Annotated in this window: 30 protein-coding genes; 18 read left to right on the top strand and 12 right to left on the bottom strand. The window is 67.0% G+C overall.

Features of this window, described 5'->3' with window-relative positions; translation table 11 throughout:
• Positions 1 to 73: 73 nt before the first annotated feature.
• Positions 74 to 1864 (bottom strand): aa3-type cytochrome oxidase subunit I, encoded by a 1791-nt coding sequence (ctaD, locus tag BM417_RS24275; RefSeq protein ID WP_093598654.1) that lies wholly within the window; start codon positions 1862 to 1864, stop codon positions 74 to 76.
• Between the two features lie 135 nt (positions 1865 to 1999).
• Between ctaD and BM417_RS24270 the strand changes: the two genes are divergently transcribed.
• Together BM417_RS24270 and BM417_RS24265 are read left to right on the top strand one after the other, a co-directional pair.
• Positions 2000 to 2515, top strand: coding sequence for a DUF305 domain-containing protein (locus BM417_RS24270; RefSeq protein ID WP_177320580.1), 516 nt, complete (start codon positions 2000 to 2002; stop codon positions 2513 to 2515).
• A gap of 16 nt (positions 2516 to 2531) precedes the next feature.
• The gene (locus BM417_RS24265) at positions 2532 to 3281 is read left to right on the top strand and encodes a phosphotransferase (protein ID WP_143138788.1); all 750 of its coding nucleotides are present in this window, start codon (positions 2532 to 2534) and stop codon (positions 3279 to 3281) included.
• Between the two features lie 41 nt (positions 3282 to 3322).
• Here the strand turns inward: BM417_RS24265 and BM417_RS24260 are convergent, their stop codons facing one another.
• The 4 genes from BM417_RS24260 to BM417_RS47935 form a co-directional block, all read right to left on the bottom strand.
• Positions 3323 to 4042, bottom strand: a complete 720-nt coding sequence (locus BM417_RS24260) for an LPXTG cell wall anchor domain-containing protein (protein WP_093598645.1) — start codon at positions 4040 to 4042, stop codon at positions 3323 to 3325.
• Positions 4043 to 4233: 191 nt separating this feature from the next.
• Complete coding sequence (locus BM417_RS46960; protein WP_143138787.1) at positions 4234 to 4419, bottom strand: hypothetical protein; 186 nt, start codon at positions 4417 to 4419, stop codon at positions 4234 to 4236.
• 20 nt (positions 4420 to 4439) lie between these two features.
• The gene (locus tag BM417_RS24255; protein ID WP_218164542.1) at positions 4440 to 5699 is read right to left on the bottom strand and encodes an aKG-HExxH-type peptide beta-hydroxylase; all 1260 of its coding nucleotides are present in this window, start codon (positions 5697 to 5699) and stop codon (positions 4440 to 4442) included.
• A 184-nt stretch (positions 5700 to 5883) separates the two neighbouring features.
• Positions 5884 to 6036: a hypothetical protein gene (locus tag BM417_RS47935; protein ID WP_177320579.1), complete on the bottom strand. Its 153-nt coding sequence runs from the start codon at positions 6034 to 6036 to the stop codon at positions 5884 to 5886.
• A 159-nt stretch (positions 6037 to 6195) separates the two neighbouring features.
• On the opposite strand from BM417_RS47935, the gene BM417_RS24250 reads away from it, so the two are divergent.
• Together BM417_RS24250 and BM417_RS24245 are read left to right on the top strand one after the other, a co-directional pair.
• Positions 6196 to 6993, top strand: a complete 798-nt coding sequence (locus BM417_RS24250; RefSeq protein ID WP_093598639.1) for a FadR/GntR family transcriptional regulator — start codon at positions 6196 to 6198, stop codon at positions 6991 to 6993.
• Positions 6994 to 7098: 105 nt separating this feature from the next.
• Positions 7099 to 8229: a hypothetical protein gene (locus tag BM417_RS24245; RefSeq protein WP_245822130.1), complete on the top strand. Its 1131-nt coding sequence runs from the start codon at positions 7099 to 7101 to the stop codon at positions 8227 to 8229.
• 3 nt (positions 8230 to 8232) lie between these two features.
• Here the strand turns inward: BM417_RS24245 and BM417_RS47930 are convergent, their stop codons facing one another.
• Positions 8233 to 8388 (bottom strand): hypothetical protein, encoded by a 156-nt coding sequence (locus BM417_RS47930; protein ID WP_177320578.1) that lies wholly within the window; start codon positions 8386 to 8388, stop codon positions 8233 to 8235.
• 121 nt (positions 8389 to 8509) lie between these two features.
• Here BM417_RS47930 and BM417_RS24240 point away from each other — a divergent pair, with 121 nt between their 5' ends.
• From BM417_RS24240 to BM417_RS24225, 5 genes are all read left to right on the top strand, one after another.
• Positions 8510 to 9493 (top strand): LacI family DNA-binding transcriptional regulator, encoded by a 984-nt coding sequence (locus tag BM417_RS24240; RefSeq protein WP_093598636.1) that lies wholly within the window; start codon positions 8510 to 8512, stop codon positions 9491 to 9493.
• 109 nt (positions 9494 to 9602) lie between these two features.
• Positions 9603 to 10940, top strand: a complete 1338-nt coding sequence (locus BM417_RS47925) for an ABC transporter substrate-binding protein (protein WP_177320577.1) — start codon at positions 9603 to 9605, stop codon at positions 10938 to 10940.
• On the top strand, positions 10941 to 11798 hold the full coding sequence (locus BM417_RS47920; protein ID WP_177320576.1) for a carbohydrate ABC transporter permease: 858 nt from the start codon (positions 10941 to 10943) through the stop codon (positions 11796 to 11798).
• The gene (locus BM417_RS24230; RefSeq protein ID WP_093598633.1) at positions 11795 to 12628 is read left to right on the top strand and encodes a carbohydrate ABC transporter permease; all 834 of its coding nucleotides are present in this window, start codon (positions 11795 to 11797) and stop codon (positions 12626 to 12628) included. Before BM417_RS47920 ends, BM417_RS24230 begins: the two co-directional genes overlap by 4 nt.
• Positions 12629 to 12639: 11 nt before the next feature.
• Positions 12640 to 14121 carry a glycoside hydrolase family 13 protein gene (locus BM417_RS24225; RefSeq protein ID WP_093598630.1) on the top strand — a complete coding sequence of 494 codons (1482 nt, stop codon included), beginning with the start codon at positions 12640 to 12642 and terminating at the stop codon, positions 14119 to 14121.
• Between the two features lie 39 nt (positions 14122 to 14160).
• On the opposite strand, the gene BM417_RS24220 is transcribed toward BM417_RS24225, so the two are convergent.
• The 4 genes from BM417_RS24220 to BM417_RS24205 are packed head-to-tail and all read right to left on the bottom strand — an operon-like array spanning position 14161 to position 16321.
• Positions 14161 to 15036 carry a hypothetical protein gene (locus BM417_RS24220; protein WP_093598627.1) on the bottom strand — a complete coding sequence of 292 codons (876 nt, stop codon included), beginning with the start codon at positions 15034 to 15036 and terminating at the stop codon, positions 14161 to 14163.
• Positions 15033 to 15368, bottom strand: coding sequence for a type VII secretion target (locus tag BM417_RS24215; protein WP_093599309.1), 336 nt, complete (start codon positions 15366 to 15368; stop codon positions 15033 to 15035). Before BM417_RS24215 ends, BM417_RS24220 begins: the two co-directional genes overlap by 4 nt.
• A gap of 5 nt (positions 15369 to 15373) precedes the next feature.
• The gene (locus BM417_RS24210) at positions 15374 to 15835 is read right to left on the bottom strand and encodes a YbaB/EbfC family nucleoid-associated protein (protein WP_093598624.1); all 462 of its coding nucleotides are present in this window, start codon (positions 15833 to 15835) and stop codon (positions 15374 to 15376) included.
• Positions 15836 to 16321, bottom strand: coding sequence for a DUF6346 domain-containing protein (locus BM417_RS24205; RefSeq protein WP_093598621.1), 486 nt, complete (start codon positions 16319 to 16321; stop codon positions 15836 to 15838).
• A gap of 276 nt (positions 16322 to 16597) precedes the next feature.
• Here BM417_RS24205 and BM417_RS24200 point away from each other — a divergent pair, with 276 nt between their 5' ends.
• The 9 genes from BM417_RS24200 to BM417_RS24165 all read left to right on the top strand — a co-directional run bounded on the left by BM417_RS24200 (position 16598) and on the right by BM417_RS24165 (position 24994).
• On the top strand, positions 16598 to 17359 hold the full coding sequence (locus BM417_RS24200) for a DeoR/GlpR family DNA-binding transcription regulator (RefSeq protein WP_093598618.1): 762 nt from the start codon (positions 16598 to 16600) through the stop codon (positions 17357 to 17359).
• Between the two features lie 68 nt (positions 17360 to 17427).
• Positions 17428 to 18774, top strand: a complete 1347-nt coding sequence (locus tag BM417_RS24195; protein WP_093598615.1) for an ABC transporter substrate-binding protein — start codon at positions 17428 to 17430, stop codon at positions 18772 to 18774.
• A 22-nt stretch (positions 18775 to 18796) separates the two neighbouring features.
• Positions 18797 to 19717, top strand: coding sequence for a carbohydrate ABC transporter permease (locus BM417_RS24190; protein ID WP_218164558.1), 921 nt, complete (start codon positions 18797 to 18799; stop codon positions 19715 to 19717).
• Entirely contained in the window at positions 19714 to 20529 is an 816-nt protein-coding gene (locus BM417_RS24185) for a carbohydrate ABC transporter permease (protein ID WP_093598609.1), read from the top strand. Before BM417_RS24190 ends, BM417_RS24185 begins: the two co-directional genes overlap by 4 nt.
• Positions 20526 to 21515 (top strand): zinc-dependent alcohol dehydrogenase family protein, encoded by a 990-nt coding sequence (locus tag BM417_RS24180; protein ID WP_093598607.1) that lies wholly within the window; start codon positions 20526 to 20528, stop codon positions 21513 to 21515. The genes BM417_RS24185 and BM417_RS24180 overlap by 4 nt, the downstream gene beginning before the upstream one ends.
• Positions 21516 to 21589: 74 nt before the next feature.
• Positions 21590 to 21862, top strand: coding sequence for a hypothetical protein (locus BM417_RS47915; protein WP_177320575.1), 273 nt, complete (start codon positions 21590 to 21592; stop codon positions 21860 to 21862).
• Positions 21841 to 23715 carry a sensor histidine kinase gene (locus BM417_RS49300; protein ID WP_177320574.1) on the top strand — a complete coding sequence of 625 codons (1875 nt, stop codon included), beginning with the start codon at positions 21841 to 21843 and terminating at the stop codon, positions 23713 to 23715. The genes BM417_RS47915 and BM417_RS49300 overlap by 22 nt, the downstream gene beginning before the upstream one ends.
• 11 nt (positions 23716 to 23726) lie before the next feature.
• Positions 23727 to 24371 (top strand): response regulator transcription factor, encoded by a 645-nt coding sequence (locus BM417_RS24170; protein WP_093599306.1) that lies wholly within the window; start codon positions 23727 to 23729, stop codon positions 24369 to 24371.
• Positions 24372 to 24448: 77 nt separating this feature from the next.
• Positions 24449 to 24994 carry a radical SAM protein gene (locus BM417_RS24165; protein WP_093598602.1) on the top strand — a complete coding sequence of 182 codons (546 nt, stop codon included), beginning with the start codon at positions 24449 to 24451 and terminating at the stop codon, positions 24992 to 24994.
• On the opposite strand, the gene BM417_RS24160 is transcribed toward BM417_RS24165, so the two are convergent.
• Together BM417_RS24160 and BM417_RS24155 are read right to left on the bottom strand one after the other, a co-directional pair.
• Positions 24981 to 25154 (bottom strand): DUF397 domain-containing protein, encoded by a 174-nt coding sequence (locus BM417_RS24160; RefSeq protein WP_093598599.1) that lies wholly within the window; start codon positions 25152 to 25154, stop codon positions 24981 to 24983. The genes BM417_RS24165 and BM417_RS24160 overlap by 14 nt on opposite strands.
• Positions 25129 to 25974 carry a helix-turn-helix domain-containing protein gene (locus tag BM417_RS24155; protein ID WP_093598596.1) on the bottom strand — a complete coding sequence of 282 codons (846 nt, stop codon included), beginning with the start codon at positions 25972 to 25974 and terminating at the stop codon, positions 25129 to 25131. Before BM417_RS24155 ends, BM417_RS24160 begins: the two co-directional genes overlap by 26 nt.
• Positions 25975 to 26054: the final 80 nt, after the last annotated feature.

Genomic DNA, 26054 nt, shown 5'->3' with positions numbered 1-26054 from the left:
TCCTCGTAGGACGCGAAGAGCCCCGGACGCGACATGGCGACCGGGGCTCAGCGTTGAACCTGTTACTGGCAGGTTACTTGTCGTGGTCCGGATCGTCCTTCTCGGAGGCCGTGCCGGACTTGATGGCCGCTGCAGCGAGCTCCGAGGGAGCGGGCTTGGCGTCCTTGTGCGCGATCGTCTTGCCGGTGAAGGTCACGTGGCCCTCGTTCCGGATCCGCTCGATCATGTGCGGGTAGTGCAGCTCGAACGCCGGGCGCTCCGAACGGATCCGGGGCAGCTCGGTGAAGTTGTGCCGCGGCGGCGGGGACGAGGTGGCCCACTCGAGCGAGTTGCCGTAGCCCCACGGGTCGTCCACCTTCACGACCTCACCGAAGCGGTAGCTCCGGAAGACGTTCCAGATGAACGGCAGCGTCGACGCGCCCAGGATGTAGGCGCCGATCGTCGAGATCATGTTCAGCGTCGTGAAGCCGTCGGACGCGAGGTAGTCGGCGTACCGGCGCGGCATGCCCTCGTTGCCCAGCCAGTGCTGGACGAGGAACGTCGCGTGGAAGCCGAGGAACGTCGTCCAGAAGTGCAGCTTGCCGAGCGGCTCGTCCATGAAGCGGCCGGTGATCTTCGGGAACCAGAAGTAGATACCCGCGAAGGTCGCGAACACGATCGTGCCGTAGAGCACGTAGTGGAAGTGCGCGACGACGAAGTACGTGTCCGACACGTGGAAGTCGATCGCGGGCGCGGCCAGCAGGATGCCGGACAGACCACCGAAGAGGAACGTCACGATGAAGCCGATGCTGAACAGCATGGGCGTCTCGAACGTCAGCTGGCCCTTCCACATCGTGCCGATCCAGTTGAAGAACTTCACACCGGTCGGGACCGCGATGAGGAACGTCATGAAGGCGAAGAACGGCAGCAGCACGGCGCCGGTCGCGTACATGTGGTGCGCCCACACGGCGACGGACAGGGCCGCGATGCCGAGCGTCGCGTAGACCAGGCCGTTGTAACCGAAGATCGGCTTGCGGCTGAACACCGGGAAGATCTCCGACACGATGCCGAAGAACGGCAAGGCGACGATGTAGACCTCCGGATGCCCGAAGAACCAGAAGAGGTGCTGCCACAGGATCACGCCGCCGTTGGCGGGGTCGAACACGTGGGCGCCGAGATGCCGGTCCGCCAGCAGGCCCAGCAGGGCCGCGGTCAGGATCGGGAACGCGAGCAGCACCAGCACCGACGTCACCAGGATGTTCCAGGTGAAGATCGGCATCCGGAACATCGTCATGCCGGGCGCGCGCAGGCAGACCACGGTGGTGATCATGTTCACCGCGCCGAGGATGGTGCCGAGACCACCGACCACCAGGCCGGAGATCCACAGGTCGGCGCCGACGCCGGGCGAGTGGATGGCGTTGCTGAGCGGCGTGTACGCGAACCAGCCGAAGTCAGCCGCACCACCGGGGGTGATGAAGCCCGCCATCACGATCAGGCCACCGAAGAGGTAGAGCCAGTACGAGAAGGCGTTGAGCCGCGGGAACGCCACGTCGGGCGAGCCGATCTGCAGCGGCAGAACGAAGTTCGCGAAGCCGAAGACGATCGGCGTCGCGTACAGCAGCAGCATCACGGTGCCGTGCATCGTGAAGAGCTGGTTGAACTGTTCCTGCGAGAGGAACTGCATTCCGGGCCGGGCCAGCTCGGTCCGCATCAGCATGGCCATCGCGCCGCCGACCATGAAGAAGGCGAACGAGGTGACCAGGTACATGATGCCGATTTGCTTGTGGTCCGTGGTGCGGAACATCCGCAGCAGGAAGGACCCCTTGACCGCAGTGCGCGTCGGATAAGGACGCGTTGCGATCGGCTGCGGGGCTACGGCCGTCACGGTGCCTCCAGGCCTTGGTGGGACCAGTTCGTTCGGGAAACTCCCCGGGATATTAGACGGAGCCGATCAGCTCCATTCGGGTGGGCCATGGCCGGTGGCCAGCGGCGTAGCGCACGTCACACGTATCCTGCCGCCGTGCTCCGATTGCTCGCTGTCGCTTCTGTCCTGTTGCTGGCCGCCTGCGGCTCTCCCGCCACGCACAACTCGGCGGACGTCGAGTTCGCGCGGGGAATGGTCCCGCACCACGAACAGGCGCTGGAGATGTCCGGGCTAGTCGCGAGCCGCACGGAGAACCCGCACGTGATCGATCTGGCCAAACGCATCGAGGGTGCGCAGAAGCCCGAGATCGACCGCATGAACGGCTGGCTCAAGTCGTGGAACGCGCCGGTGCAGGCGTCGTCGCACAGCTCGCACGGCCACGCCGAGCAGCACGGCATGGTCGAACTGGGCAACCTCGCGGAGCTCGACGGCACCGACTTCGACCGCCAGTGGCTGTCGCTGATGATCCAGCACCACCGCGGCGCCGTGGACATGGCGCAGAAGCACCTCTCGGCCGGCACCGACCCGGAGACCCGCAAGCTCGCCCAGGACGTCGTCAGCCACCAGGAGAAGGAGATCGCGGAAATGGAGTCGCTTCTCCCTCAGGGCTGATGCCAGCCTTCAAGCCGTGAATGCTTTGGGAGGCGTGCGCGCCGCAGTGTCGTTGGCGGCCTCGCACGGCGTGGTCTGTGCCGATCCGGTCGTGCTGGAGGACGGCAGCAACGTCATCGTGCACCTGCGCCCGGCCCCGGTAGTGGCCCGAATCGCCGCACGCACGGCCCTGATGCGCCCCACCGTCGCTGACCACTTCGCGCGCGACCTGTCGGTGTCGGCCTTCCTGGCCGCACGCGGCGTGCCGGTCGTGACGCCTTCTGCGGAGCTACCTCCCGGACCTCACACGCGTGACGGCTTCGTGTTCACGTTCAGCACGTACGTCCCGCACGACGCCTCGGCCGAGCTGACTCGGCCCGAGGTGCTCAAGCTGCTGCCCGAACTGCACGCCGAGCTGAAGTTCTACGACGGCGCTTTGCCCACGCGCGGCCCCATGGACGACGTCGACAACACCCTGATCCACCTGGACGGCCTGGGCGTGCCGGACCTGGAGCAGTTCCGCTCCCGCCGCGCCGAACTGCTGTCCGAGTGGGACGCGCACTACAACGACGTCCAGGCACTCCACGGCGACTCGCACTACGGCAACGTGCTGATCACCCCGTCCGGCCCGGTCTGGAACGACTTCGAGGACACCTGGCGCGGCCCGATCGGCTGGGACCTGGCCTGCCTGGCAGGCGCACGCGGCAAAGAAGCCGCCCAACGCGCCGTGGACGTCTACGGCGGCGGGGCGGCTTCTTCGGACGTGGAGTTCCAACTAGAGGTGTGAATCCTCTTCGGCACGCTCTGGGGCTTGCTGAAGGAGAACAGTTAGGCGCGACGCCTGCGCATCACGAGCAGCACCGCGGCTCCTGCGGCCACGAGCGCGGCACCCAGGCCGAGCAGCCACGCGGACCCGAACCCGGTGGACGCCAGGTCGTCTTCCTGCGCGACCGGCACGACCGCGGCCGTGGTGGTCGTGGTGGGCGCGACCTCGGAGGACGACGGCCCGGTGGTCGTGGTGGTGGTGCTGGAAGTCGAGCTCGGGGTGGACGAGTGCGTCACCGTCGAGGTCGTCGTCGTGGTGGTGGTCGTCGTCGTCGTGGTCGTCGTGTCCTTGACACCACAGCCGTACCAGTGGCTGATCTGCGGGATTTGCCCACCGTTGTTGAACGGCGACCGCAGCTTCTCCCACGGCAGCGCCGCACCGAGCTTGTCGGCGAGGTAGACGTTGAACTTGTCCCCGCCCTTCACGACGATGCCGGTCACCTTGATGCCCTCGGGCAGGCCGGTGATGGTGAGGTACTGCTCGTTGTCGCCACCCGTGTACTCGAACAGGTTCGGATGGACCGTCGAGCCGGTCAGTCCGCCGACCGTGCAGGCCTCGGGGTGGTTGATGTCGACGTTCTTGAGGAACGGCGTCGCACGCGGGTCGTCCGTGGTCGGCACCTCCGGCTGAGCGAGGGAGGTGGTCGCCAGGGCGAGCGTGGCCACGGCGGCCATGGCGGCCGAAGCGAGCAGGCCGGCTCTTCTCAGGGGCGTCAAACGCATCGGGTCACTCCGTTGATCGGCGGTTGCCGCGATCTAAGACCATCGACGTCGCCCGAACGGTCTAGATGACGGCCAACGGTCACCCCTGTGGCCGAGTTGTTATTGCTCTGTGAAGTCGTATCCCCAAACGACCAAACGCCGAACGGGGCCGACAGACGGCCCCGTTCGGCGTTTGAAGATCAACGCGAAGATCAGCTCTGCGAGCCCTCGGCGGGCTTCACGTAGACCGTTCCCCCGGTCGGCATACGCCTGAACCACTGAACGGGAGTGACCGGCTGACCGATCACCGGGCCCACCCCTGGCACGGGGTGAGCAACAGGCATGCCGGCGTTCTGCGGGAACTGCGGCAGGCGTGAAGGCTGGTTCGGGGAGGTCATGGTTCCTTCTCGGGAGGCGACTAATGTGCTTTGTCGGGCATCTCGACGAGAGACGAAGCGAGAAGCGAACCGAGTGCCTTTTCGAGCCGGACCGCCGCCGCGGCGGAGCCGACCTGCCATTCCTCGGTCGCCCGGGCGAGGATCCACCCGAACGTTTTCGCGGTTCTATCGTGACGCCACTGGCACAGAGTCCAGCTCGCGTCCTCGTCGAGCCAGAAGACCTCAGGTGGCGAGGCCACCCTGCCCGCCACTACTCGCCCCGTTGTCGCGCGCTTGTGGCGCACGTCCGGTAGCGGGTGAAAATGGCAGTCCTCTGAAATATGCGGGGACAGTGTCGCACCGTCCACATGCGACGGCGAGGCGACCTCACCTGTAAGTTCGATCGTGTCGCTCACCAGGGCACGAAGCAGCCACCGGGCATCCGCACAGAGGTCCGTTTCATGCGCGAGCAACCACTCGCCGATCTCGTCGGCCCGCTTCCTTGCTTTCGCCAGCAATGAATCAGGGCCGCATTGTTCGGCGCCAATCGACAAGTTGAACTGCGCGAGGCAGCTGTAAGCATGCCAAGCCGCGAACGTCTGTTCCAGTGGCCATCGTACGTGCGACCACGAAGTCTCGAAATAATCCGCGTCCTCGGCACTCACGTCAAGAAATTCTTTCGCGATGGCGAGGTCGAAGAACTTTTCGTGCGCTCCTTCGTGAACCAGCGCTTCCGCGACCTCCATCGGAAGCCGGGGTTCGTCGATCAACACGATGCCGGGGACGTACCGCGACGACGCCGACACGAGCCCGCCAGAGGTCTCTCGTTTGAGCACCGCGAGCATCGAGACGTGCGCGAGGAGGTCCTCCGCCATGTCCGGCGCGAACTTGCCCAGCAGCAGGACGCCCTCTTCCACGATCTCCAGAGCGCGCTCGAACCGTTCGCCGTCGGCTTCGGTCAGCGGCTCCGGACGCACACCGGGTGGGGCGACGATGCGCAGCGGCGCTTCGAGCACCTCGGCCGCGGACGGGTCCGAAGCAACACGCACCCCGACGTCACGCACGCTCATCGAGGCGACCCGAGTCAGTTGCGCGGGATCCAGACCACCGTGGCCGGCGAGCGCCCTGCCGATCTCGTATCGGACGATCGGGTGATCCGCGAGGTTGTCGGACAACTCGGTTCCCGGCGCGAACATCTCGGCCGCCAGGCGGTACAGGGTGCGTCTCTCGTCCACCAGGGAGGGCGCAGGAATCAGCGCCGCATGCAGCGCATGCGTACTCACAGCGGGCGCACCCGTCACCTAAGACCCCGTACTCACGTCCCCCGACGCCATGGGTCATGAACCCCACCACATCGATGCGGCCCTGATGCGGCGCAACTTTAGAGCACATGGTGACCTGCACGACACAGTGGATCCCCCCACAGAAAACCAGGTGCCCCGGTCGCGTCTGGCGAAGACGCGGCCGGGGCACCTGGTTGGTTCATCAGCTGAAGATGATGCTGGTGACGTTCACGAAGCCGACGACGGCAAGCGCGACGATCGAGACGGCGACCATCGTGAGCACGGTCCGCCATCCGATCGCGGTGACGGTGACTGCGACGGCGGCGGCGATTCCGAGTGCACTCCCTGTGGACATCTCGTTTCCCTCCCGACTAGGCGAGTCCGGGCTCCCAGGTGTGGGCGGTCCTGGGCGTCTCGCCATGTGTTCAGGGTCCCGTGTTGTAGGTTGTCTGTCAACGGTCGCCAGGTTGCCAGACAAGTTGCAACCGACAGGCAACAGGCCTACGCTGGACCAATGCCCGCCGATGACGTCCATTTCGGCGAGAGCTGGTCGCTCTCGCCAGATTCGCGACGGCCCCTCCCGGAACTCATCGAGCAGAAGCTCCGGGAGCAGATCATCGGTGGCACGCTCAAGGCCGGCGATCGTCTCCCCACCGAGCCGGAACTGGCTCGCAAACTGGATGTCGCCCGGTCGTCGTTGCGTACAGCGCTGCAGCGGCTTCAGCTGCAGGGCATCGTCGAGGTCCGCCGCGGCCTGGGCTGGTACGTCCGCCGCACCGATCTCGCCGCCGTCGAGGAGCACCTCGAAGGCAGGCTCGCCGCGAGGCAGTTCTCCCACACCGACCTGCTGGAAGTGCGGATCGCACTTGAGACCACCGCCGCGTCGCTCGCCGCGGTGCGCGCGGGCGACGGTGAGCTGGACGAACTGGCCAAGCTCAACCGCCGCTACCAGCGCGCGCCGATCGACGACATGCAGGAGGTGATCGAGTCGGACGAGGAGTTCCACTCGGCGCTGATCCGCGCGTCGCACAACGAGCTGCTGGAGCAGATGTACCAAGCGCTCGTGCCCGGTCTGCAGGACTGCAAGCGGCACGCACACCCGTCGCGCGAGGTGCACAACCGTGCCGCGAACGAGCACGAGCAGGTGATCTGGTTCCTCCGCCGGCACGACGAGGTGGGCGCGAAGAGCGCGATGACCACGCATCTGCTCGGGCTGTACAACGACGTGGCCGGCGACGACACCCAGCCGCGGGCGTCACTGAGCACCTACGTCGGGGTGTCGGACAACCCGATCTGGGGCAAGTCGCGCTGAGGCGTTGCTGATACGACAAGGACCGAAAGGGTCTGGCGCCGATCGGTCATCACTCCCACCATGTATGGACAACCGGTGGAGTGAGGGGGCGGCGACCAGGTGGCGATGGCGCGCAGGCACAGACAAGCGCTCGCCGTCGCGATCCTTCTGGTCGTCGTCGCGGCCGTCGACCTGACCGTCGTCCTGCTGTGGCAGCCCACGTCGCGCAGCGTGCTCCACGACGTGCTGGTCGTGCTGTGGCCGTTGCCGGCGCTGGCCGGTTTCCTGCTGGGCACCTACGAGCTGTTCCTGCACCAGCGGCTGGTGAGCGAGCTCGGCCGCATCTCCGGCCCCGGCATCGTCGAGCACCTGCTGCCGAGCGAGGTGCTCAAGGCGTTCCTGTCCAGGATCTACGGCACCAGTCAGCGCAACGACGACGTGGTGTCCGGCGTGCTCGGCGGCAACGGCATGCGCCCCAAGGGCGACGACCTGACGATCAGCACCCGCACGACGGTCCGGCTCGCGTTGCAGGGCGTCGACACCAAGACCTACCACCTGACCACGACGCAGACGCACCACTTCCGGCACAGCGTCCCCGTCGACAGGTTCGTCATCTTCGCCACCAGCAACGCCACCCTGCGCGACACGATCAGCGCCGCCTGCCGCTATCCCCTGTTCGAGCTCTACTTCATGCCGGACGCGTCGCTGTTCCTCGACTCGGTGGACGACATCCGCGACTCGACCAAGATCACGATCGACTACCTCGACCACGACGGCCAGAGCCGCTCCGCCGAGCCGAGCCAGATCCCGCCGATCGAGGTCAGGTTCGACCAGTGGGCGAACTACCTGACGTTCTTCCGCGAGGCCATGGCCCCGCTCCCCAAGCTCAGCCCGCTGGACCACATGAGCGACCTGCGCATCCTGGAGTGCGACCTCAGCGGCATCGCCGACGACCACGTCGTGCGCGCGATCCTCGGCCTGACCGTGTCGTCACGATCCTTGCAGCGCACCAACGACGGCTTCGCGTACTGGCAGTCGCCGTATCCGTCCTATGTGGACACGATCAGCTTCGACGCGACCGAGCTCGCGGTCGACCACTCCCCCGGCCACGAGTTCCGGATCATGCCGTTCACGTTCCGGTCCGGGACGGAGGCGGCGCAGTGGCTGCGCGCGGACGAGCTCGGGGACCTGGACGTGCGGTCGTGGATGTTGCCGGGCCACGGCGTGGCGTTGCTGTGGCGGGAAGCGCGCGGCTGAAGCTCAGTCGGCCGACCGCAGGTAGACCGTGCCGCCGCCGTTGGGCATGCGCAGGAACCAGTCGACTCCGCGGACCGGCTTCGGCTTGAGCGGCCAGCAGGAGCGCTCCGGCACCTGCGGCACCGGGGTGGGTACGGGCTTGAGCGGGTCGGTGGCCATCGCGGTCTCCCTCACCTGCGGATGGCATTGGAGCCTAGCCACGACGTGCCTCGGCGGGCGCCTGCCAGGAGGGTGAGCGTGGTGCTGCAAGCGAGCGCAAGAAATTGCGTACACTTGCGCCATGACGCAACGGAGGCTGGCCGAGGTCGCGGCCAAGGTCGGGGTCAGCGAGGCCACCGTCAGCCGGGTGCTGAACGGCAAGCCGGGGGTCTCGGACGCCACGCGGAGTGCGGTGCTCACGGCACTTGACGTGCTGGGTTACGAACGGCCGACGCAGCTGCGGGGTGAGCGGGCGAGGCTGGTCGGGCTGGTGTTGCCCGAACTGCAGAACCCGATCTTCCCCGCGTTCGCGGACGTGGTCGGGAACGCGCTGGCGCAAAGGGGCTTCACGCCTGTGCTGTGCACGCGGACGGCCGGCGGGGTGACCGAGGCGGAGTACTTGGAACTCCTCCTCGAACAGCACGTCAGCGGGATCGTGTTCGCCGGTGGGCTGTACGCGCAGAAGGACGCGAGTCACGGTCATTACCAGCAGATGATGTCGCGGAAGTTGCCTGCGGTGCTGGTCAACGCCGCCATAGACGACCTGGCGTTCCCGCGGGTGTCGTGTGATGACGCGGTGGCCGTCGAGCAGGCCTACGGGCACCTCACCTCGCTCGGGCACAAGCGGATCGGGGCGGTTCTCGGGCCGCCGGACCACGTGCCCAGTCAGCGGAAGTTGCAGGCCATCGACAAGTGCGGTGGTGCGGACGTCGAGCACGCCATGTTCAGCCTGGAGGGCGGACAGGCGGCGGCGATGAAGCTCGTGCAGCGCGGGGTCACGGCGATCATCTGCGCCAGCGACCCACTCGCACTCGGCGCCATAAGGGCTGTGCGGCGCGCGGGATTGGACGTGCCGAAGGACGTGTCGATCATCGGGTACGACGATTCGGCGTTCATGACCTGCACTGATCCGCCTCTTACGACGGTGCGGCAACCCATTGAGGCGATGGGGCGGGCGGCCGTCGAGCTGCTGGCCAACCAGATCTCCGGCAACGCGGTGGCGCCGGACGAGTTGCTGTTCGAGCCGGAGTTGGTGGTGCGGGCGTCCAGTGCGCCGGTGAGGTAACAAGCGCAGTCGTCTTCTTGCGAGTTTTCGTCTGGATATTGCGTTCAGATGTAACGGGGACTTATGGTCGCCGTCACATCGACGCGCTCGCGAGAAGGGCGGCCCCACCATGAAGAAGTCCGCTGCCGTGCTGCTAGGCGGTGTCCTCGTACTGAGCACCGCCGCCTGTGGGAGCGGTTCCACGACTGAGCCCGGCGGCAAGGTCACGATCAACATCAATGGTCAGCCGCCGCAGACCCAGGCGTTCGACCGCAAGGTCTTCGACGAGGACGTCGCGGAGTTCGAGAAGCAGAACCAGGACATCGACCTCGTGCCGCACGAGGGGTTCATGGACCCGAAGACGTTCTCCGCCAAGCTCGCCGGCGGTCAGCTCGAAGACGTCTTCTACGTCTACTTCACCGATCCCGGGGCGCTCATCGCCCGCAAGCAGGCCGCGGATCTCACCGACTACGTCAAGGACGTCCCGCACTACGGCGACCTCAAGCAGGAGCTGAAGGACGTCTTCACGGCCGGCGGCAAGGTCTACGGGCTGCCCACCGCGAACTACACGATGGGCCTGCTCTACAGCCGCACCAACTTCACGAAGGCCGGCCTGAACCCCGACTCTCCGCCGAAGACGTGGGACGAGGTGCGCGCCGCCGCCAAGAAGCTCAAGGACGCCGGTGTCACCGGGTTCGCCGAGTACAGCAAGAGCAACCAGGGCGGCTGGCACTTCACCACGTGGGTGAAGTCCGTCGGCGGTGACATCGCGCGCAAGGACGGCGACACCTACAAGGCCGACTTCAACAACGACAAGGGCAAGGAAGTCCTGCGCAGGCTCAAGGAGATGCGCTGGGACGACAACTCCATGGGCGACAAGCAGCTCCTGGAGATCGGCGACGTGCAGAACATGATGGGCGCCGGGCAGCTCGGCATGTACCTGGCCGCGCCGGACAACGTCGCCGCGATCGTCAACCAGTTCAAGGGCAAGTACGACGACTACGGTCTGGCCGCGATCCCGGAGCAGAAGGGCACCCTGCTCGGCGGCGAGGGTTACATGATCAACCCGAAGGCGACGCCGGAGAAGATCAAGGCGGGCCTGAAGTGGATCCAGTGGAAGTACCTGAACCCGGACCGCCTCGAGGGCAACCTGCAGAAGTACAAGGACCGCGGTCAGCCCGTGGGCCTGCCGATCCCGCCGATCGCGGACATCTGGACCGGCGAGCCGCGCAAGAAGCAGGAAGACCTGAAGGCCAAGTACGCCACCATGCCGGTGCAGAACTTCCAGGCCTATGTGGACGGTTCGGAGAAGACCAAGGGCTCGCTCGAACCGCCGCAGGCACAGCAGGTCTACGCGATCCTCGACTCCGTCGTGCAGGCCGTGCTGACGAACAAGGACGCTGACCACGCGGCACTGCTGAAGGACGCCGAGACCAAGGTCAACGCCGTTCTGGCGCAGGTGAAGTAAGTGCGGCGCCACGTCACCGCGTACGGCTTTCTGAGTGCCGCGCTGGTCGTCTTCGCGGTGTTCTCCTGGTTCCCCATCGTGCGCGGGGTGGTCCTGAGCTTCCAGCAGGTCAACTTCGTCACGAGTCCCGACTGGGTGGGCTGGGAGAACTTCGAGCGACTCTTCGCGGACCCGCTGTTCGGGGTGGCGTGGCGCAACACGCTGTACTTCACGCTTCTGGCGCTGGTCCTGGGTTTCGGCGTCCCGTTCCTGACGGCCGTCGTGCTCAACGAACTGCGGCACGCCAAGGGCTACTTCCGGTTGCTGGTCTACCTGCCGGTGATGTTGCCGCCGGTCGTCACGGCCCTGCTGTGGAAGTGGTTCTACGACCCGGGACCGGGCCTGTTCAACTCGATCCTCAGAGGACTCGGGCTGCCCACGAGCCAATGGCTCGACTCCGCCGACACCAGCATGATCAGCCTCGTCCTGGTGATCACGTGGGCGAACATGGGCTCGGCCACGCTGATCTACCTGGCCGCGTTGCAGACCATCCCCGGTGAGCTGTACGAGGCCGCCGACCTGGACGGCGCGGGGATCGTCAAGAAGGTCTGGCACATCACGATCCCGCAGACCAAGTTCGTGATCCTGATGCTGTTGCTGCTCCAGGTGGTGGCGACCATGCAGATCTTCACCGAGCCGTTCATCATGACCGGCGGCGGCCCGGAGGAGTCCACGGTCACCGTGCTCCTGCTGCTGTACCGCTACGCCTTCTACTACAACGACTTCGGCACCGCGAGCGCGCTGAGCCTCATCCTCTTCGCGGTGCTGGGCGTCTTCTCCTTCCTGTACCTCAAGATCACCCGGAAGGCCGACGCATGAGGACTCTCACCAGGGGAACGGGCAGGGCGTACTGGGTCGTCCTCACCCTCACGCTGATCCTGTTCACCGCGGCTTTCCTGCTCCCGCTGGTCTGGGTGCTGCTCGGCGCGTTCAAGCCACCGGCGGAACTGGCGCAGCAACCGCCGACGATCCTGCCGGAGACGTGGGAGCCGGGCGCGTACGTCGACGCCTGGAACTACATGGACCTCGGCCGGTTCTTCCTCAACACGTTCGTCGTCGCGATCGGCGCGTGGGCCGTGCAGATGGCCGTGATCGTGCCCGCGGCCTACGCGCTGAGCAAACTCCGCCCGATCTTCGGCAACGTGATCATGGGCCTGATGCTGGCGACGCTGATGCTGCCGTCGACGGCCGTGCTGGTCCCGGTGTACCTCACGCTCACCGACCTCGACCTGCTGAACAACCCGGCGGGCATCTGGTTGCCGGCCGCGGCGAACGCGCTGAACGTGTACCTGCTCAAGCGCTTCTTCGACCAGATCCCGGAAGAGCTCCTCGAAGCGGCCAGGATCGACGGCGCCGGAACGTGGACGACCCTCGTCCGCATCGTGCTGCCGATCTCACGCCCCATCCTCGCCGTCGTCTCGATCTTCGCGGTCGTGGCGGCGTGGAAGGACTTCATCTGGCCGCTGCTCGTGTTCCCCGATCCGGCGAAGCAGACGCTCAGCGTCGCGCTTCAACGCTTCGCCCCGGACACCCCGATCAACCTCCTGCTCGCGGGCCTCGTGCTGGCGAGCCTGCCGATGGTGGCGCTGTTCCTGGCGTTCCAGCGGCACATCCTCGCGGGGCTCACCGCGGGCGGCGTAAAAGGCTGAAAGGACACCAGATGAGTTGGTGGCGCAACGCATCCATCTACCAGGTCTACCTGCGCAGCTTCGCGGACGGCAACGGAGACGGCATCGGCGACCTGGCCGGCCTCCGCGCCAAGCTCCAGCACATCGCGAACCTCGGCTTCGACGCGATCTGGCTCAACCCGTGGTACCCGAGCCCGCTCGCCGACGGCGGCTACGACGTGGCCGACTACCGCGACATCGAGCCGGTGTTCGGGTCGCTCGCCGACGCCGAGAAGCTCATCGCGGACGCGCACGGACTCGGCATCCGGATCATCATCGACCTCGTCCCGAACCACAGCAGCGACCAGCACCCGTGGTTCAAGGACGGCCTGTGGGACCGCTTCCACGTCCGTGACACCGAGGAGATCCCGAACGACTGGCAGTCGCGCTTCGGCGGCCCCGCGTGGAGCAAGCTCGAGGACGGCCGCTGGTACCTGCACCTCTACGCCGCGGAGCAGCCGGACTTCAACTGGGAGAACCCGGTCGTCCACGACGAGTTCGAGGACATCCTGCGGTTCTGGCTCGACCGCGGTGTCGACGGCTTCCGCATCGACGTGGCGGACGGCCTGGTCAAGGACTTCAGCAAGCCCGACGCCGACCTGCCCTACTCCGACCAGGACGGCGTGCACGAGATCTACCGCAGGTGGCGGCAGATCGTCGACGAGTACGACGGCGACCGCATCCTCGTCGGCGAGATGTGGCTGCCGGACCCGGTCCGGTTCGCCCGGTATCTCCGGCAGGACGAGATGCACAGCGCGTTCAACTTCGACTTCCTCTGCTGCCCGTGGAACGCCGACGAGCTGCGCAAGGTCGTCGACAGCACGCTCGCCGCGCACGCACCCGTTGGCGCGCCACCGACCTGGGTGCTCTCCAACCACGACGTCACGAGGCACGTGACCCGCTACGGCCGCGAGAAGACGGGATTCTCCTTCGCGGACAGGCAGCACGGCGCCCCGACCGACTTCGATCTGGGGACGAGAAGGGCCCGTGCGGCGATCATGCTCACCGCCGCGCTGCCCGGTGGCGTGTACGTCTATCAGGGAGAGGAGCTGGGCCTCTGGGAGGTCGAGGACCTGCCGGACGAGCTGCGCGAGGACCCGGTGTGGCACCGCTCCGGCTTCACCGACCGGGGTCGCGACGGCTGCCGCGTGCCACTCCCCTGGTCCTCGGAGGACGGTCCGAGCTGGTTGCCGCAGCCCGGGAACTGGCAGGACTTCTCGGTCGCGGTCCAGTCGGACGACCCTGAGTCGATGCTCGCCCTGTACCGGCAGGTGTTCGCGCAGCGCCGCGGCATCGACGGCGACCTGGAGTGGCTCGACCTCGGCGAGAACGTGCTGGCGTTCCAGCGCGGCGACCACACCTGCGTCGTCAACCTGTCGGACGAACCGATCGATCTGCCGAGCGTGCCAACGTTGTCAAGCATCCCGCTTACGAACGGCCAGTTGCCGCCCGACGCGGCGGCCTGGCTGAAGTAGAACGGGGGGTCGGGGGTGGCCGCGAGCCACCCCCGGGCTTCACCGCGTGGCGTAAGGAGAATCGTCGGCCTTCGCGGCCTCGGTCGGCAGGTTCTTCACCACGCCGATCGCCGTGGTGTCCACAATGGCCCCGGCGGCGGCCTTCGGCATGATGGCCTCCAGTCCGCCCTTGCACTTCTCCAGGATCTCGAAGATCTTGTTGACGACCTTCGACAGGTTCCGGATCGTCGTGATCACCTTGTCGAGCCACTTCGATACCTTGTCGGCCCACTTCACGATCAGCCGGATGCCGTCCGCGATGATGCCCGGCGTGGCGAGCCCGACCGTGAGCAGCGCGGCGGCCGCCCAGCGGATCAGCGCCTGCACGAGCTCGCTCATCGCCATCGAGATCAGGTCACGCACGATCGTCCGCACCGTGGCGACGGCGACGCCCGCACCGGTCAGCGCGGCGCCGACACCTTCGGCGGCGAGCCCGGCGGCCTTCACGCCGAGCGCCTCCGCCTTGGCGACCGCGGTGTAGGCGTCGATCGCGGCACCCCGCCACGCACTGGTGTCGCCGTCGACGACGCGCGCCATCTCCTCGCCGGCCTTCTTGAGGTGATCACCGACGTTGCCCCAGGTGGCGGCGTTCTGGTTGATCACGCCAGGGTTGCCGGCCAGCGAGTCCAGCATCGACTTCAACGGCTCGACGTGCTCGATGAACCACGCGAACGCCGACGACAGCAGCGTGCCGAACGGGTCGGTCATGAAGCCCAGCGCGTCGATGCCCGCGCCCAGGACGTTGATGCCGGCCTCGGCCCAGTCACCGCGCTGGATCGCGGAGACCGCGTCCGCCGCCGGCTCGACCAGGTTGAGGCCCGCCAGGGCTCCGGGGGCGTCGGGGGCCTTGGCCACCAACGGGTTCGGTGCGGTCATGAGGTCAGCTCCCCCAGCTTCTCGACGATCTTCTTGAAGTTGCCGCCGAGCTTCTGGTCGACGGTGTCGTAGACGTCGGCCATCCCGTTCACACCGTCCACAGTGGCGTCGACGACGCCGTGCGCGGTGTTGACCGCACCGGTGCCGGCGGCCTCGATGGTGCCCATGATCGGCTCCAGCAACGGGCTGCAGAGGATCCCGTACGCGTTGGCGCCGTTGATCCGCGCCTGCCCGATGGCCTGCTGCGCGGTCTCGATCTGCCGCACGATGCCGTCCAGCCGCTTGGCGTGCTCGCGCATCGCCTCCGTCTGGACGTTGAACGATCCGGTCATGCCGCTCACCACCCCTTGTTGTCACGGGCGAAGTTGTGCCCGCCGAAGTCGTCGTCATCTGAGGGGCCGGTGGGGCGCGGGGGCCTCGGGTCCTCGGGCGGGGGTTCCGGGAAGCGCTCGTGGTAGCCGCCCATCAGCGCACCCATGGTCGCGGAGTCGTCGCCGATGATGGGCGCCATGACCTCCTGCATCCTGGCCGCGATCTGCGCCTGAGCCGTGCGCATCGCGCCGAGGATCTCGGCCGACAGCTGCGCGGGCTGCTTGCGCAACGCCGCGTCGGTCAGGTCCAGTGCCGAGACGACACCGTTCTGGTCGACCGTGACGGACACCGAGCCGTCAGAGGAACGCTGTGTCACCTTGACCGCGTTCGCGACCTGTTTCATCTCGTCGGCCTGCCGAAGCTTGGCCTGGATCTGCTCGTTCCACTGACGCATCATCGCGTCGGGATCAGCTGCTGCCGGGTTCATCTAGTAGTCCCTCTCCTGTGCCTTCTTACGTCGGGAAGTGACCGTGCCCAGAACGGCCAGCGCCCCGATTCCACCGATTCCCAGACCCCCGAGCACCGAGCCGAGACCCAGCACCACGCTCGGCTCGAAATCGGCGCGGTACACGGGCGGGTTGTCAGGTCCGTTGCGGACCTTGCCCTCGCCCCGCTGCACCACCGGCACCTCGGCGCCCTGGTCGGACGGCGTGAGCTGGTCCGGTTCGGCCGTCACCCGCGTCTGTCTCCCGCTCTCCCACACGACGTCGGCCTGGCACGTCCACCAGGTGCCGAAGCCACGCCTGCTGACCGGTCCCTCGCTCGTGCAGTCGGCCACGCGTGCGACACCCCGGTCCGTGACGGGCCTGGAGTTCGTCCCCGCGGTGGGATCGAACTTCGTGAAGCCGGTCAGACCGAGCAGCAGCCCGAGCGCCAGGACCACCAGGGCGAACAGGCCCGCGACCCACTTCATGCGTCTCGTCCCCTCGTAGACCACTGTTCGACTTCGTCCCGCTCCGCCCGGTTCCACCGAATTCAGCAGCCTTCTGGCGGCCATCCGGGCACACGGAGAGGGCAGTTCGGGCGTGCCCAGTCTGGTCGACCTGCGTGAACGAGTCGTCACGTACTGCGAACCGGGCATAAATCGGGCAGGATCTCACCCAGTTGTGGTGCCCACCACAATGTTTCGAGGGTGTTTCATCTATGCACGGCCCGAACGGGCAACCCGAGAGCCGAGTGGGCAGGTGACATGCGAGCCGAGGAACGCAAGCGGCGCATCCTGGCCAGGGCCCGCGCCGACGGCCGCGTCGACGTGGTGGAGATGGCGCAGGAACTGCGCGTCGCGCCCGAAACGGTCCGGCGCGACCTGCGCGTACTGGACGAACACGGCCTCGTGCGCCGCACGCACGGTGGCGGTGTCCCCGTCGAGAGCGCGGGCTTCGAGACAGGACTCCGGTTCCGCGCCGGGTCGCACGTCCCGGAGAAGCGCCGCATCGCGAAGGCCGCCGCCGAACGGCTCGACGACGCCGAGACCGTCTTCATCGACGAGGGCTACACGCCGCAGCTCGTCGCGGAGGCGTTGCCCACGACCAACCCGCTCACGATCATCACCGCATCGCTGCCGACCGCGGCGGCGATGTCCGAGCACCCGTCGTGCACCGTCCTGCTGCTGGGCGGCCGCGTCAGGGGCCACACACTGGCCACTGTGGACCACTGGACCACCAGGATGCTCGGCGAGATGGTCATCGACCTCGCCTACATCGGTGCGAACGGCATCTCCCGCGAGCACGGCCTGACCACCCCGGACCCGGCGGTCGGCGCGGTGAAGGCCAAGGCGCTCAACGCTTCCCGGCGCAAGATCTTCGTCGGGACGCACACGAAGTTCGGCGTCTCCAGCTTCCACCGGTTCGCCGAGGTCTCCGATCTGGAGGCGGTCGTCACGGACAGCGGCCTGTCCGCCCACGAGGCCCACCGCTACACGTTGCTAGGCCCCAAGGTCATCAGAGCCTGAACGCCCTCACCCTTTGGGCGCGATTCCCCCTCTTAAGCGCGCCCAAAAACCCTGGAAAGGAACCGACGATGCCGTCGATTCGCACACCACTTCGCACATTCGGGGCCGCTACCGCCGTGCTGCTGCTCGCGTCCGCCTGTTCGGGTGCCGGTGGCGGGGGTGGTGGTGAGAACTCGGTGAACGTCCTGATGGTGAACAACCCGCAGATGCAGGACCTGCAGAAGCTCACCGCGGACAACTTCACCAAGGACACGGGCATCAAGGTGAACTTCACCGTGCTGCCGGAGAACGACGTCCGCGACAAGATCAGCCAGGACTTCTCCAGCCAGGCCGGCCAGTACGACGTCGCGACGATCTCCAACTACGAGACGCCGATGTACGCCAAGAACGGCTGGCTCGCGCCGATGGACGACTTCGTGTCCAAGGACAGCGGGTTCGACCAGGCCGACATCCTGGAGCCGATCAAGCAGTCGCTCACCGCGGCGGACGGCAAGGTGTACGCGCAGCCGTTCTACGGCGAGTCGTCGTTCCTCATGTACCGCAAGGACATCTTCGAGGCCAAGGGCGTCACTCTGCCCGAGAAGCCGACCTGGCAGCAGGTCGCGGAAGCGGCGGCGAAGGTCGCGACGCCCGAGGTGCGCGGCATCTGCCTGCGCGGCCAGCCGGGCTGGGGTCAGGTCATGGCTCCGCTCACGACGGTCGTGAACACCTTCGGCGGCACGTGGTTCACCAAGGACTGGCAGGCGCAGGTCAACGCGCCGGAGTTCAAGGAGGCCACCAAGTTCTACGTCGACCTCGTCCGCAACCACGGTGAGGCGGGCGCTCCGCAGGCCGGTTTCGCCGAGTGCCTCAACAACATGACGCAGGGCAAGGTCGCGATGTGGTACGACGCCACAGTCGCCGCCGGCCTGCTCGAGGCCGCCGACTCCCCCATCAAGGGCAAGCTCGGCTTCACCCAGGCGCCGGTCGTGAAGACCGACAGCTCCGGCTGGCTCTACACGTGGGCGTTCGGCATCCAGAAGGCGTCGAAGAAGCAGGACAACGCCTGGAAGTTCATCTCGTGGGCGTCCGGCAAGGGCTACGAGGAACTGGTCGGCAAGAACCTCGGCTGGTCGAAGCTCCCCGACGGCAAGCGTTCGTCGACCTACCAGCGCGCCGAGTACAAGCAGTCCTCCGGCAGCTTCTCCGCGATGGCCGAGGCCGCGATCAAGGGCGCGAAGCCGCTCAACCCCGGTGTGCAGGAACGCCCGGCGCCCGGCATCCAGTTCGTCGGCATCCCCGAGTTCACCGACCTCGGCACCCAGGTGTCGCAGCAGATCAGCTCGGCGATCGCGGGCGCCACGTCCGTGGACGACGCGCTGAACAACGGTCAGGGACTCGCCGAGAAGGTCGCCGCGAAGTACAAGGGCCAGTGACGGGAGCTGGGACATGGCGGTCATGACCCGGGAGCGGTCGGTCGTCGACCGGCCGCCTCCCGTCCCCCGCAGGAACTACTCGAAGTGGGCGAGGCGGGCACCTCTGCTGCCCGCGCTCATCTTCCTGATCATCGTGACGCAGCTGCCGTTCGTGGCGACGCTGGTCATCTCGTTCATGAAGTGGAACTCGCTCGACCCCACCAACCGCGGGTTCGCGGGGTTCGACAACTACGTCAACGTCTTCACGGATCCTGATCTGCGGTCGTCGGTCGTCAACACGATCGTGCTCACCGCGTCGGTGGTGCTGATCAGCCTGATCCTCGGACTCGGGCTGGCCCTGTTGCTGGACAAGAAGTTCAAGGGCCGCGGGTTCGTGCGCACCATGCTCATCGCGCCGTTTCTCGTGGTCCCGGTGGCGGCGGCGCTGATCTGGAAGCACGTGCTCTACAACCCGGAGTACGGCCTGTTCAACGGAATCCTGAACTGGCTGGGCTTCGACGCCCAGCCGGACTGGATCTCCACCATGCCGATGAGCGCCGTCGTGCTGTCGCTGGTGTGGCAGTGGACGCCGTTCATGATGCTGATCCTGCTGGCGGGCCTGCAGTCGAAGCCCATCGAACCGGTCGAGGCCGCCACGATCGACGGCGCGTCGTCGTTCCAGATCTTCCGGTACCTGACGTTCCCGCACCTGCGTCAGTACCTGGAGCTCGGCGGGCTGCTCGGGTCGATCTACATCGTGCAGAACTTCGACGCGGTCTTCACGATCACGTCCGGCGGTCTGGGCACGGCGAACCTGCCGTACATGATCTACCAGACCTTCTACCAGGCCCACGAGTACGGCGAGGCCTCCGCGGCCGGCGTCATCGTGGTGGCGGGTTCGATCATCATCGCGACGTTCGCGTTGCGCGTGGTGTCCTCGCTGTTCAAGGAGGAGAAGCGATGAACTCCCAATGGATCAAACACAGTTGGGGCGTTCTCGCCTGGTTCTGCGGGATCCTGTTCTTCCTGCCGGTCGCCTGGATGTTCCTGACCTCGCTGCACAGCGAGTCGGACGCGGCCACCAACCCGCCGTCGCTCGCGGCGCCGCTGACGCTCGACGGCTACACGGAGTTCTTCGACTCCGGCGCGTGGCCGCCGCTGATCAACTCGTTCAGCGCCTCGATCGGATCGACGATCATCGTGCTGCTGCTGGCGATCCCGGCCGCGTACGCGTTGTCGATCAAGCCGGTGGAGAAGTGGACGGACGTCCTGTTCTTCTTCCTGTCCACCAAGATGATGCCGGTCGTCGCGGCGCTGCTGCCGATCTACCTGATCGCGCAGTTCGCCGGGATGCTCGACAACATCTCGTTCCTCACGCTGCTGTACTGCTCGATGAACCTGCCGATCGCGGTGTGGCTCATGCGCTCGTTCCTGTCCGAGGTGCCGAAGGAGATCCTCGAGGCGGCTTCGATCGACGGCGCCGGGCTGATCACGATCCTGCGCAGGGTGGTGGCACCCATCGCGATGCCCGGCATCGCGGCGACGGCGTTGATCTGCTTCATCTTCAGCTGGAACGAGCTGCTCTTCGCACGGGTGCTCACCGGTGTCGTCGCCGGTACCGCTCCCGTGTACCTGACCGGGTTCGTCACGTCGCAGGGCCTCTTCCTGGCCAAGGTCTGCGCCGCGGCGGTCGTGGTCTCTCTACCGGTGCTGATCGCCGGGTTCGCCGCTCAGGACAAGCTCGTCCAGGGCCTCTCGTTGGGAGCAGTCAAGTGAAAGCAGCAGTGATCACCGGCGTCGGGTCCGTCGAAGTGACCACTGTGGACGATCCCACCTGCGGTCCCCGCGAAGTGGTCGTCGACGTGGCGGCCTGCGGGTTGTGCGGCACGGACCTGCACATCCTGCAGGGCGAGTTCGCTCCCACCCTGCCGGTCGTGCCGGGCCACGAGTTCGCCGGCACGATCGTCGAGATCGGTTCGCAGGTCAATGAGCTGAAGGTCGGCGACCGCGTGGCCGTCGACCCGTCGCTCTACTGCCACGAGTGCCGGATGTGCCGTTCCGGGAAGAACAACCTGTGCGAGCGCTGGGCGGCCATCGGCGTCACGACGTCCGGTGGCGCGGCGGAGTTCGCGAAGGCCCCGGTGGCGAACTGCGTCAAGCTGCCGGACCACGTGCGGACCGAGGACGCGGCGCTGATCGAGCCGCTGTCGTGCGCGGTGCGCGGCTACGACGTGCTGCGGTCGCAGATGGCGTCGCGGGTGCTGATCTACGGCTCGGGCACGATGGGCCTGATGATGCTCCAACTCGGCAAGCTGACCGGCGCGTCGTCGATCGAGGTCGTGGACCTGAACCAGGAGCGCCTCGAAACGGCCCGCACGCTCGGCGTCACGGCGGTCGCGTCCTCGGCGGACGAGCTGGACCGGCCGCAGGGCTGGGACGTCGTCATCGACGCCACCGGCAACGAGAAGGCCATCCAGGACGGGATCGGGCGGGTCGCGAAGGGCGGCACGTTCCTCCAGTTCGGCGTCTCGGACTACTCGGCCCGCGTGACCATCGAGCCGTACAAGATCTACAACCAGGAGATCACCATCACCGGCTCGATGGCGGTGCTGCATTCGTTCGAACGGGCGGCAGATCTGTTCGCGACCGGAGTACTGGACCCCGAGATCTTCATCAGTGACAGGGTGCCGCTGGCCGACTACGCGGGGGCGTTGGACCAGTTCAAAGCGGGTAAGGGCCGCAAGATCCAGGTCCTGCCGTGAGCTGATCCGAGAAAGTTCTCAGAAGTTCGTGGGCACTCGTGTATCCAGACGAGTGCCCATGACTCCTTCCAGGCATGTCGAAATCCCGGCAGAACGTAGAAGTACCGCCGTACTTCTCGCACATGTCCGACGAAGAGCTCCTCGCCTGGTACGCGGAGCTTCAGGCGCGCGCGATGAACGCGCCGCCTGGGGACGTCGACTTCGATCACGCTCACCAGCCGGCCAAGCCGGTGACGGTCGAAGAGCTTCGCCAGCGGATCATGACGTTCCAGGGCTGGCCGGGTGGGCTCTCCACCCTCGACGCCGGTTCTCCGTTCCACAACCTGTGGCACTGGCTCAGCGACTGACCCGGCGCGAGGTCACCCTCGCTCGGGTCATCGGCGCGTTGGTGGCCGCCTGTGTGCTCTACGCCGTCGTGCACACAGCGGTCACCGGCGCGGTCTCGCATCCGCGGAACTGGCTGGTCGCGTTCGCCTGCACCCTGCTCGGGGTGCGGGTGATCGGCCACGTCCGCAGGTCGTCCGTCGGGTGGTTGCTGCTGGCCATGGGCGTGTTCGGCGGTGTCGCCATCGCCGTCGCCGGTCAGCCCGTGGACCATCCCGCCCGATGGGTCGAGGCGTGGGTCTGGTGGCCCACGTACGCGTTGCTGCCCGCTGTGGCACTGGTCTTCCCGAGCGGCAAGCCGTTGAGCAACCGCTGGTGGATCGCCATCGGCGCTTCGCTGTTCAGCGCTGTCGCCGGCACGGTCGGGATCGCCTGGGCGTCGTGGGGCGATCCCGCCTCGTTCTGGCAGAGCAGCGGCGGCGGGCTCGCGAAGACGATCACGCTGATCGCCGTGCTCGCGGCCGGGGTCTCCGTGCTCGCGGCCGTGGTGTCCTTGGCTCTGCGGTGGCGGAGAGCCGAAGGGGACGAACGCCGGCTGCTCGTGTGGGCGTTCGCGCTGCTGACGCTGGCCGGTGTGGCGACCGTCGTGGAGACGACGGACGGGCACATCGCGTGGATCGTCGGTGTGCTGGCGTTTCCGGCCGCCGCGGTCATCGCGATCGTGCGGTACGGCCTGTACGACATCAGCCTGCTGATCCACCGGTCGTTGCTCTACGGCACGTTGACCGTGGTGCTGCTGCTCGTCTACCTCGGCGTGATGGTCGGCGCGGGTCAGCTGTTCACCAACGACGCCGAGGTGATCGGCGTGGTCGCGGCGGGACTCGCGTTCGCGCCGATTCGCAGCTGGGTGCAGCGCAAGCTCGACCGCTGGCTGTACGGCCAGCGCTCTGATCCTTACGCCGCACTGTCCACGCTGAGCGAGAAGCTCGAACGGTCGCAGGACGTGCTGCCGACGGTCGCGCAGACCGTCGCGGAGTCCTTGAAGCTGCCGTACGTGGCTATTCGCGGCGGCTCGGTGCTGGCCGAGCACGGACGTAGTCGCGGCTGGCCGCAGCTACGCTTTCCCATGACGTACCGGGGTTCCTCCGTCGGCGATCTCGTCGTGGAACCGCGGGCGCCCGACGAACGGCTGAGCGATCAGGAACTGAGCCTGCTCGTCGACCTCGCCCGTTCCACCGCCCCGGCCGCGCAGTCGATCAAGCTGACCGCCGATCTCCAGCTCGCCCGCGAACGGCTGGTGCGCGCCCGCGAGGAGGAACGACTCCGGTTGCGGCGCGACCTGCACGACGGCGTCGGACCGGCGCTGGTCGGGATCCGGTTGCAGCTCAAGGCGTTGCGCCGCTCGCTGGGCGACGTGCTCGACCCGGTGCTGGGCGACGTCGACTCGACGGCCGGCGAGGTGCGCAGCCTCGTGGACGGCCTGCGGCCGCCGATCCTCGACCAGGGCCTGGCCCTGGCCGTGCGCGACGAGGCCGCACGCTTCAACGGTGACCTGCGAGTTCAGGTGGACGCCGAGGAGATCGACGGGCTGTCCGCGGCCGTGGAGGTCGCGGCCTACCGGATCGTCGCGGAGGCGTTGACCAACACCGCGCGCCACTCGGGCGCGTCGACGTGCACGATCACAGTGCGGGCCGACGGCGACCTGATCGTCGAGATCGTGGACGACGGGCGCGGCGTCGCGGCTGATTCCAAGCCGGGCGTGGGCCTCGACTCGATGCGCGAACGGTGCGCGGAGCTGGGTGGATCGTGCACAGTAGGACCCGCGGAACCACACGGCACTCGGGTGGTGGCGCGGATCCCGTTGGAGGCCCAGTAGTGGGTGAGGCAGTGACGCGGGTTGTGATCGCAGACGACCACCCGGTGTTCCGGCGCGGCCTGAAGGCGTTGCTGGACGGCGAGGACGGCCTCGAGGTCGTCGGCGACGCCGCCGACGGGCAGGAGGCCGTGAAGGTCGTCCTCGACCTGGAACCGGACGTCGTCGTGATGGACCTGCACATGCCCGTGCTGGGCGGGGTCGAGGCCGCCAAGCAGATCCGGGAGGTCCTGCCCGACATCGGTGTCCTCGTGCTGACCATGCACGAGGACGACGAACTCGTGTTCGCGGCGATGAAGGCCGGAGCCCGGGGCTACCTGGTCAAGACGACCGACGACGACGAGATCGTGCGCGCGGTGCAGGCGATAGGAGCCGGAGAGGCGATCTTCAGCGCCACCATCGCCCAGCGCATGATGGGCTACTTCACCGCGATCTCGTCGTCCAAGGCGGTGCTGTTCCCGCAGCTCACCGACCGCGAACGGGACGTGCTGGAGCTGATGGCGTCCGGGCTCGACAACCCGTCGATCGCCCACCGGCTCTCGCTGTCGGGCAAGACCGTGCGCAACCGGGTGTCCGCGATCTTCACCAAGCTCCAGGTGGCCGATCGCGCGCAGGCCATCGTGCGGGCCCGCGAGGCCGGGCTGGGAAGTCCCTCCTAAGTAGGGACACCGGTCACCTGACGACGGGACTTCGCCCTCGTTTGGATCGGCGTATCCGCCGAAGGGGGCCCGATCGCATGGACATCACCTGGGACGTCGCACACGCGCGGCTCAGCCACGACCGAATGCTGCACATCGCACAGGCGCTCATCTCGATGCGCCCCGAGACCGTCACGCTGGGAGGCGGGGAACCGCTGGGAGTCCCCGGCCTGTTCGAGATCGTCGAACTGTTCCGCGCCGCCGGAATCGACGTCGTCCTGCGCACGTCCGGCAAGTCGCTGCACCCGTCGATGGTGCGGACGCTGCTGATGTCGTGCTCGCGCATCGAGGTGTGCGCGATGGCGTTCACGCACGCCATGCACGCGTTGCACCTGCTCGACATCGGTGCCGCCAAGCTCGACCAGCACGCCGCGTTCGGCCTCGACGCCACCGGCATCCGCCGCGGGTTCGACCGCCTGGAGGACTTCTGCGCCACCACCGCGTTCGAACTGCCGCACCTGGCGTTCATCGCGTTCAGCGACACGATCGGCTCGGACCACGCGCAGTACCTTCAGTCGCTCGCGCCTCAGACCGTCCGGGTGACGGTCGCGACCGCGAACACGTCGGTGGTCAGAGCGAGTTGATCAGGGCGCGCCAGGCAGGGGTGGAGAACGCGAGTACCGCACCGCTCGCGTTCTTCGTGTCCCGCACGAGCGCGTCCTGAGCGAGAGAGACCTCCACGCAGTTGCCCGAGCCGCTGCCACCGCTGTAGCTGCTCTTACGCCAAGTCCGTTCCTGGAACATCTGAGTCCTCTCGCAGGCCGCTGACGTACTCCATCAGCTTGCTCCGCGATTGTTCCTCATCCAGGGCAACGGCATCCAGCCGCTGAAAGAGCCTCCTCGCCCGCGCGACAGCGGTCTTGTCCTGCGCGAACACCTTTGCCATGTCGGTTTCGCAGTACACGACCGGCAACGCCTTCTCGAACTCGTACAGCACACACGGCGAGCGGAAAGCCGTGATGTGTGCCGGCACGATCCGAAGGATGTGGGTGTTGAAGAGGAGACGGAGGTACTGATCTTCCCGGACAGCAGCACTGCCCAGCTGCATCCGCAGTGCCAGCTCGTGCACGTAGAACAAGCACTCCGGACGACTCGGCCGCCTCATGATCGCCTGCCGCTCCATGCGTGCCCGGACGAACTTCTCGATGTCCTCCGGTGCCTCGATGTGGGAATCGACGAACAACTCCCGCGCGTAGTCCTCCACCTGCACGAGACCGGGCACCGTCATGATGTCGAGGCTGATGATCTTCGTGGCCATCGCCTCGGCCATGGCGAGTGTGCGCAGGTCGTCCGGCAGCTGCGCGAAGAACAAGTCGAACGCGTTGTAGTAGCGGCCGCGGAACGCGTCGATGAAGTCGATGTCCTTGCCACACGTGGTCAGGTACTGGACGAGGTCGATCTCGCTCGCCCGCACCTTGCCGAGTTCGATGTCGGACACCTTGCTCGGATCCCAGCCGAGCTGGACGGCCATCGCACGACCGTGGAAATGAGTGCAGGTCTCCCTCAGCCGGCGCAGCTCGTCGCCGAGATCCCGGCTGTACGGGGTGGAAATGATCGCGGTCATGCTCAGTGACGGTATGGCTTGGATTTGAACCATGCCACGGGCTCGTTCGGGTGAAAACGTGATGCCCTATGGGCGCGTGC

The sequence above is a fragment of the Lentzea waywayandensis genome (genome assembly GCF_900115955.1).
Classification (GTDB): domain Bacteria; phylum Actinomycetota; class Actinomycetes; order Mycobacteriales; family Pseudonocardiaceae; genus Lentzea; species Lentzea waywayandensis.
Note: the sequence above shows the minus strand (reverse complement) of the source record. Positions and strands in the feature narration are given on the sequence as shown.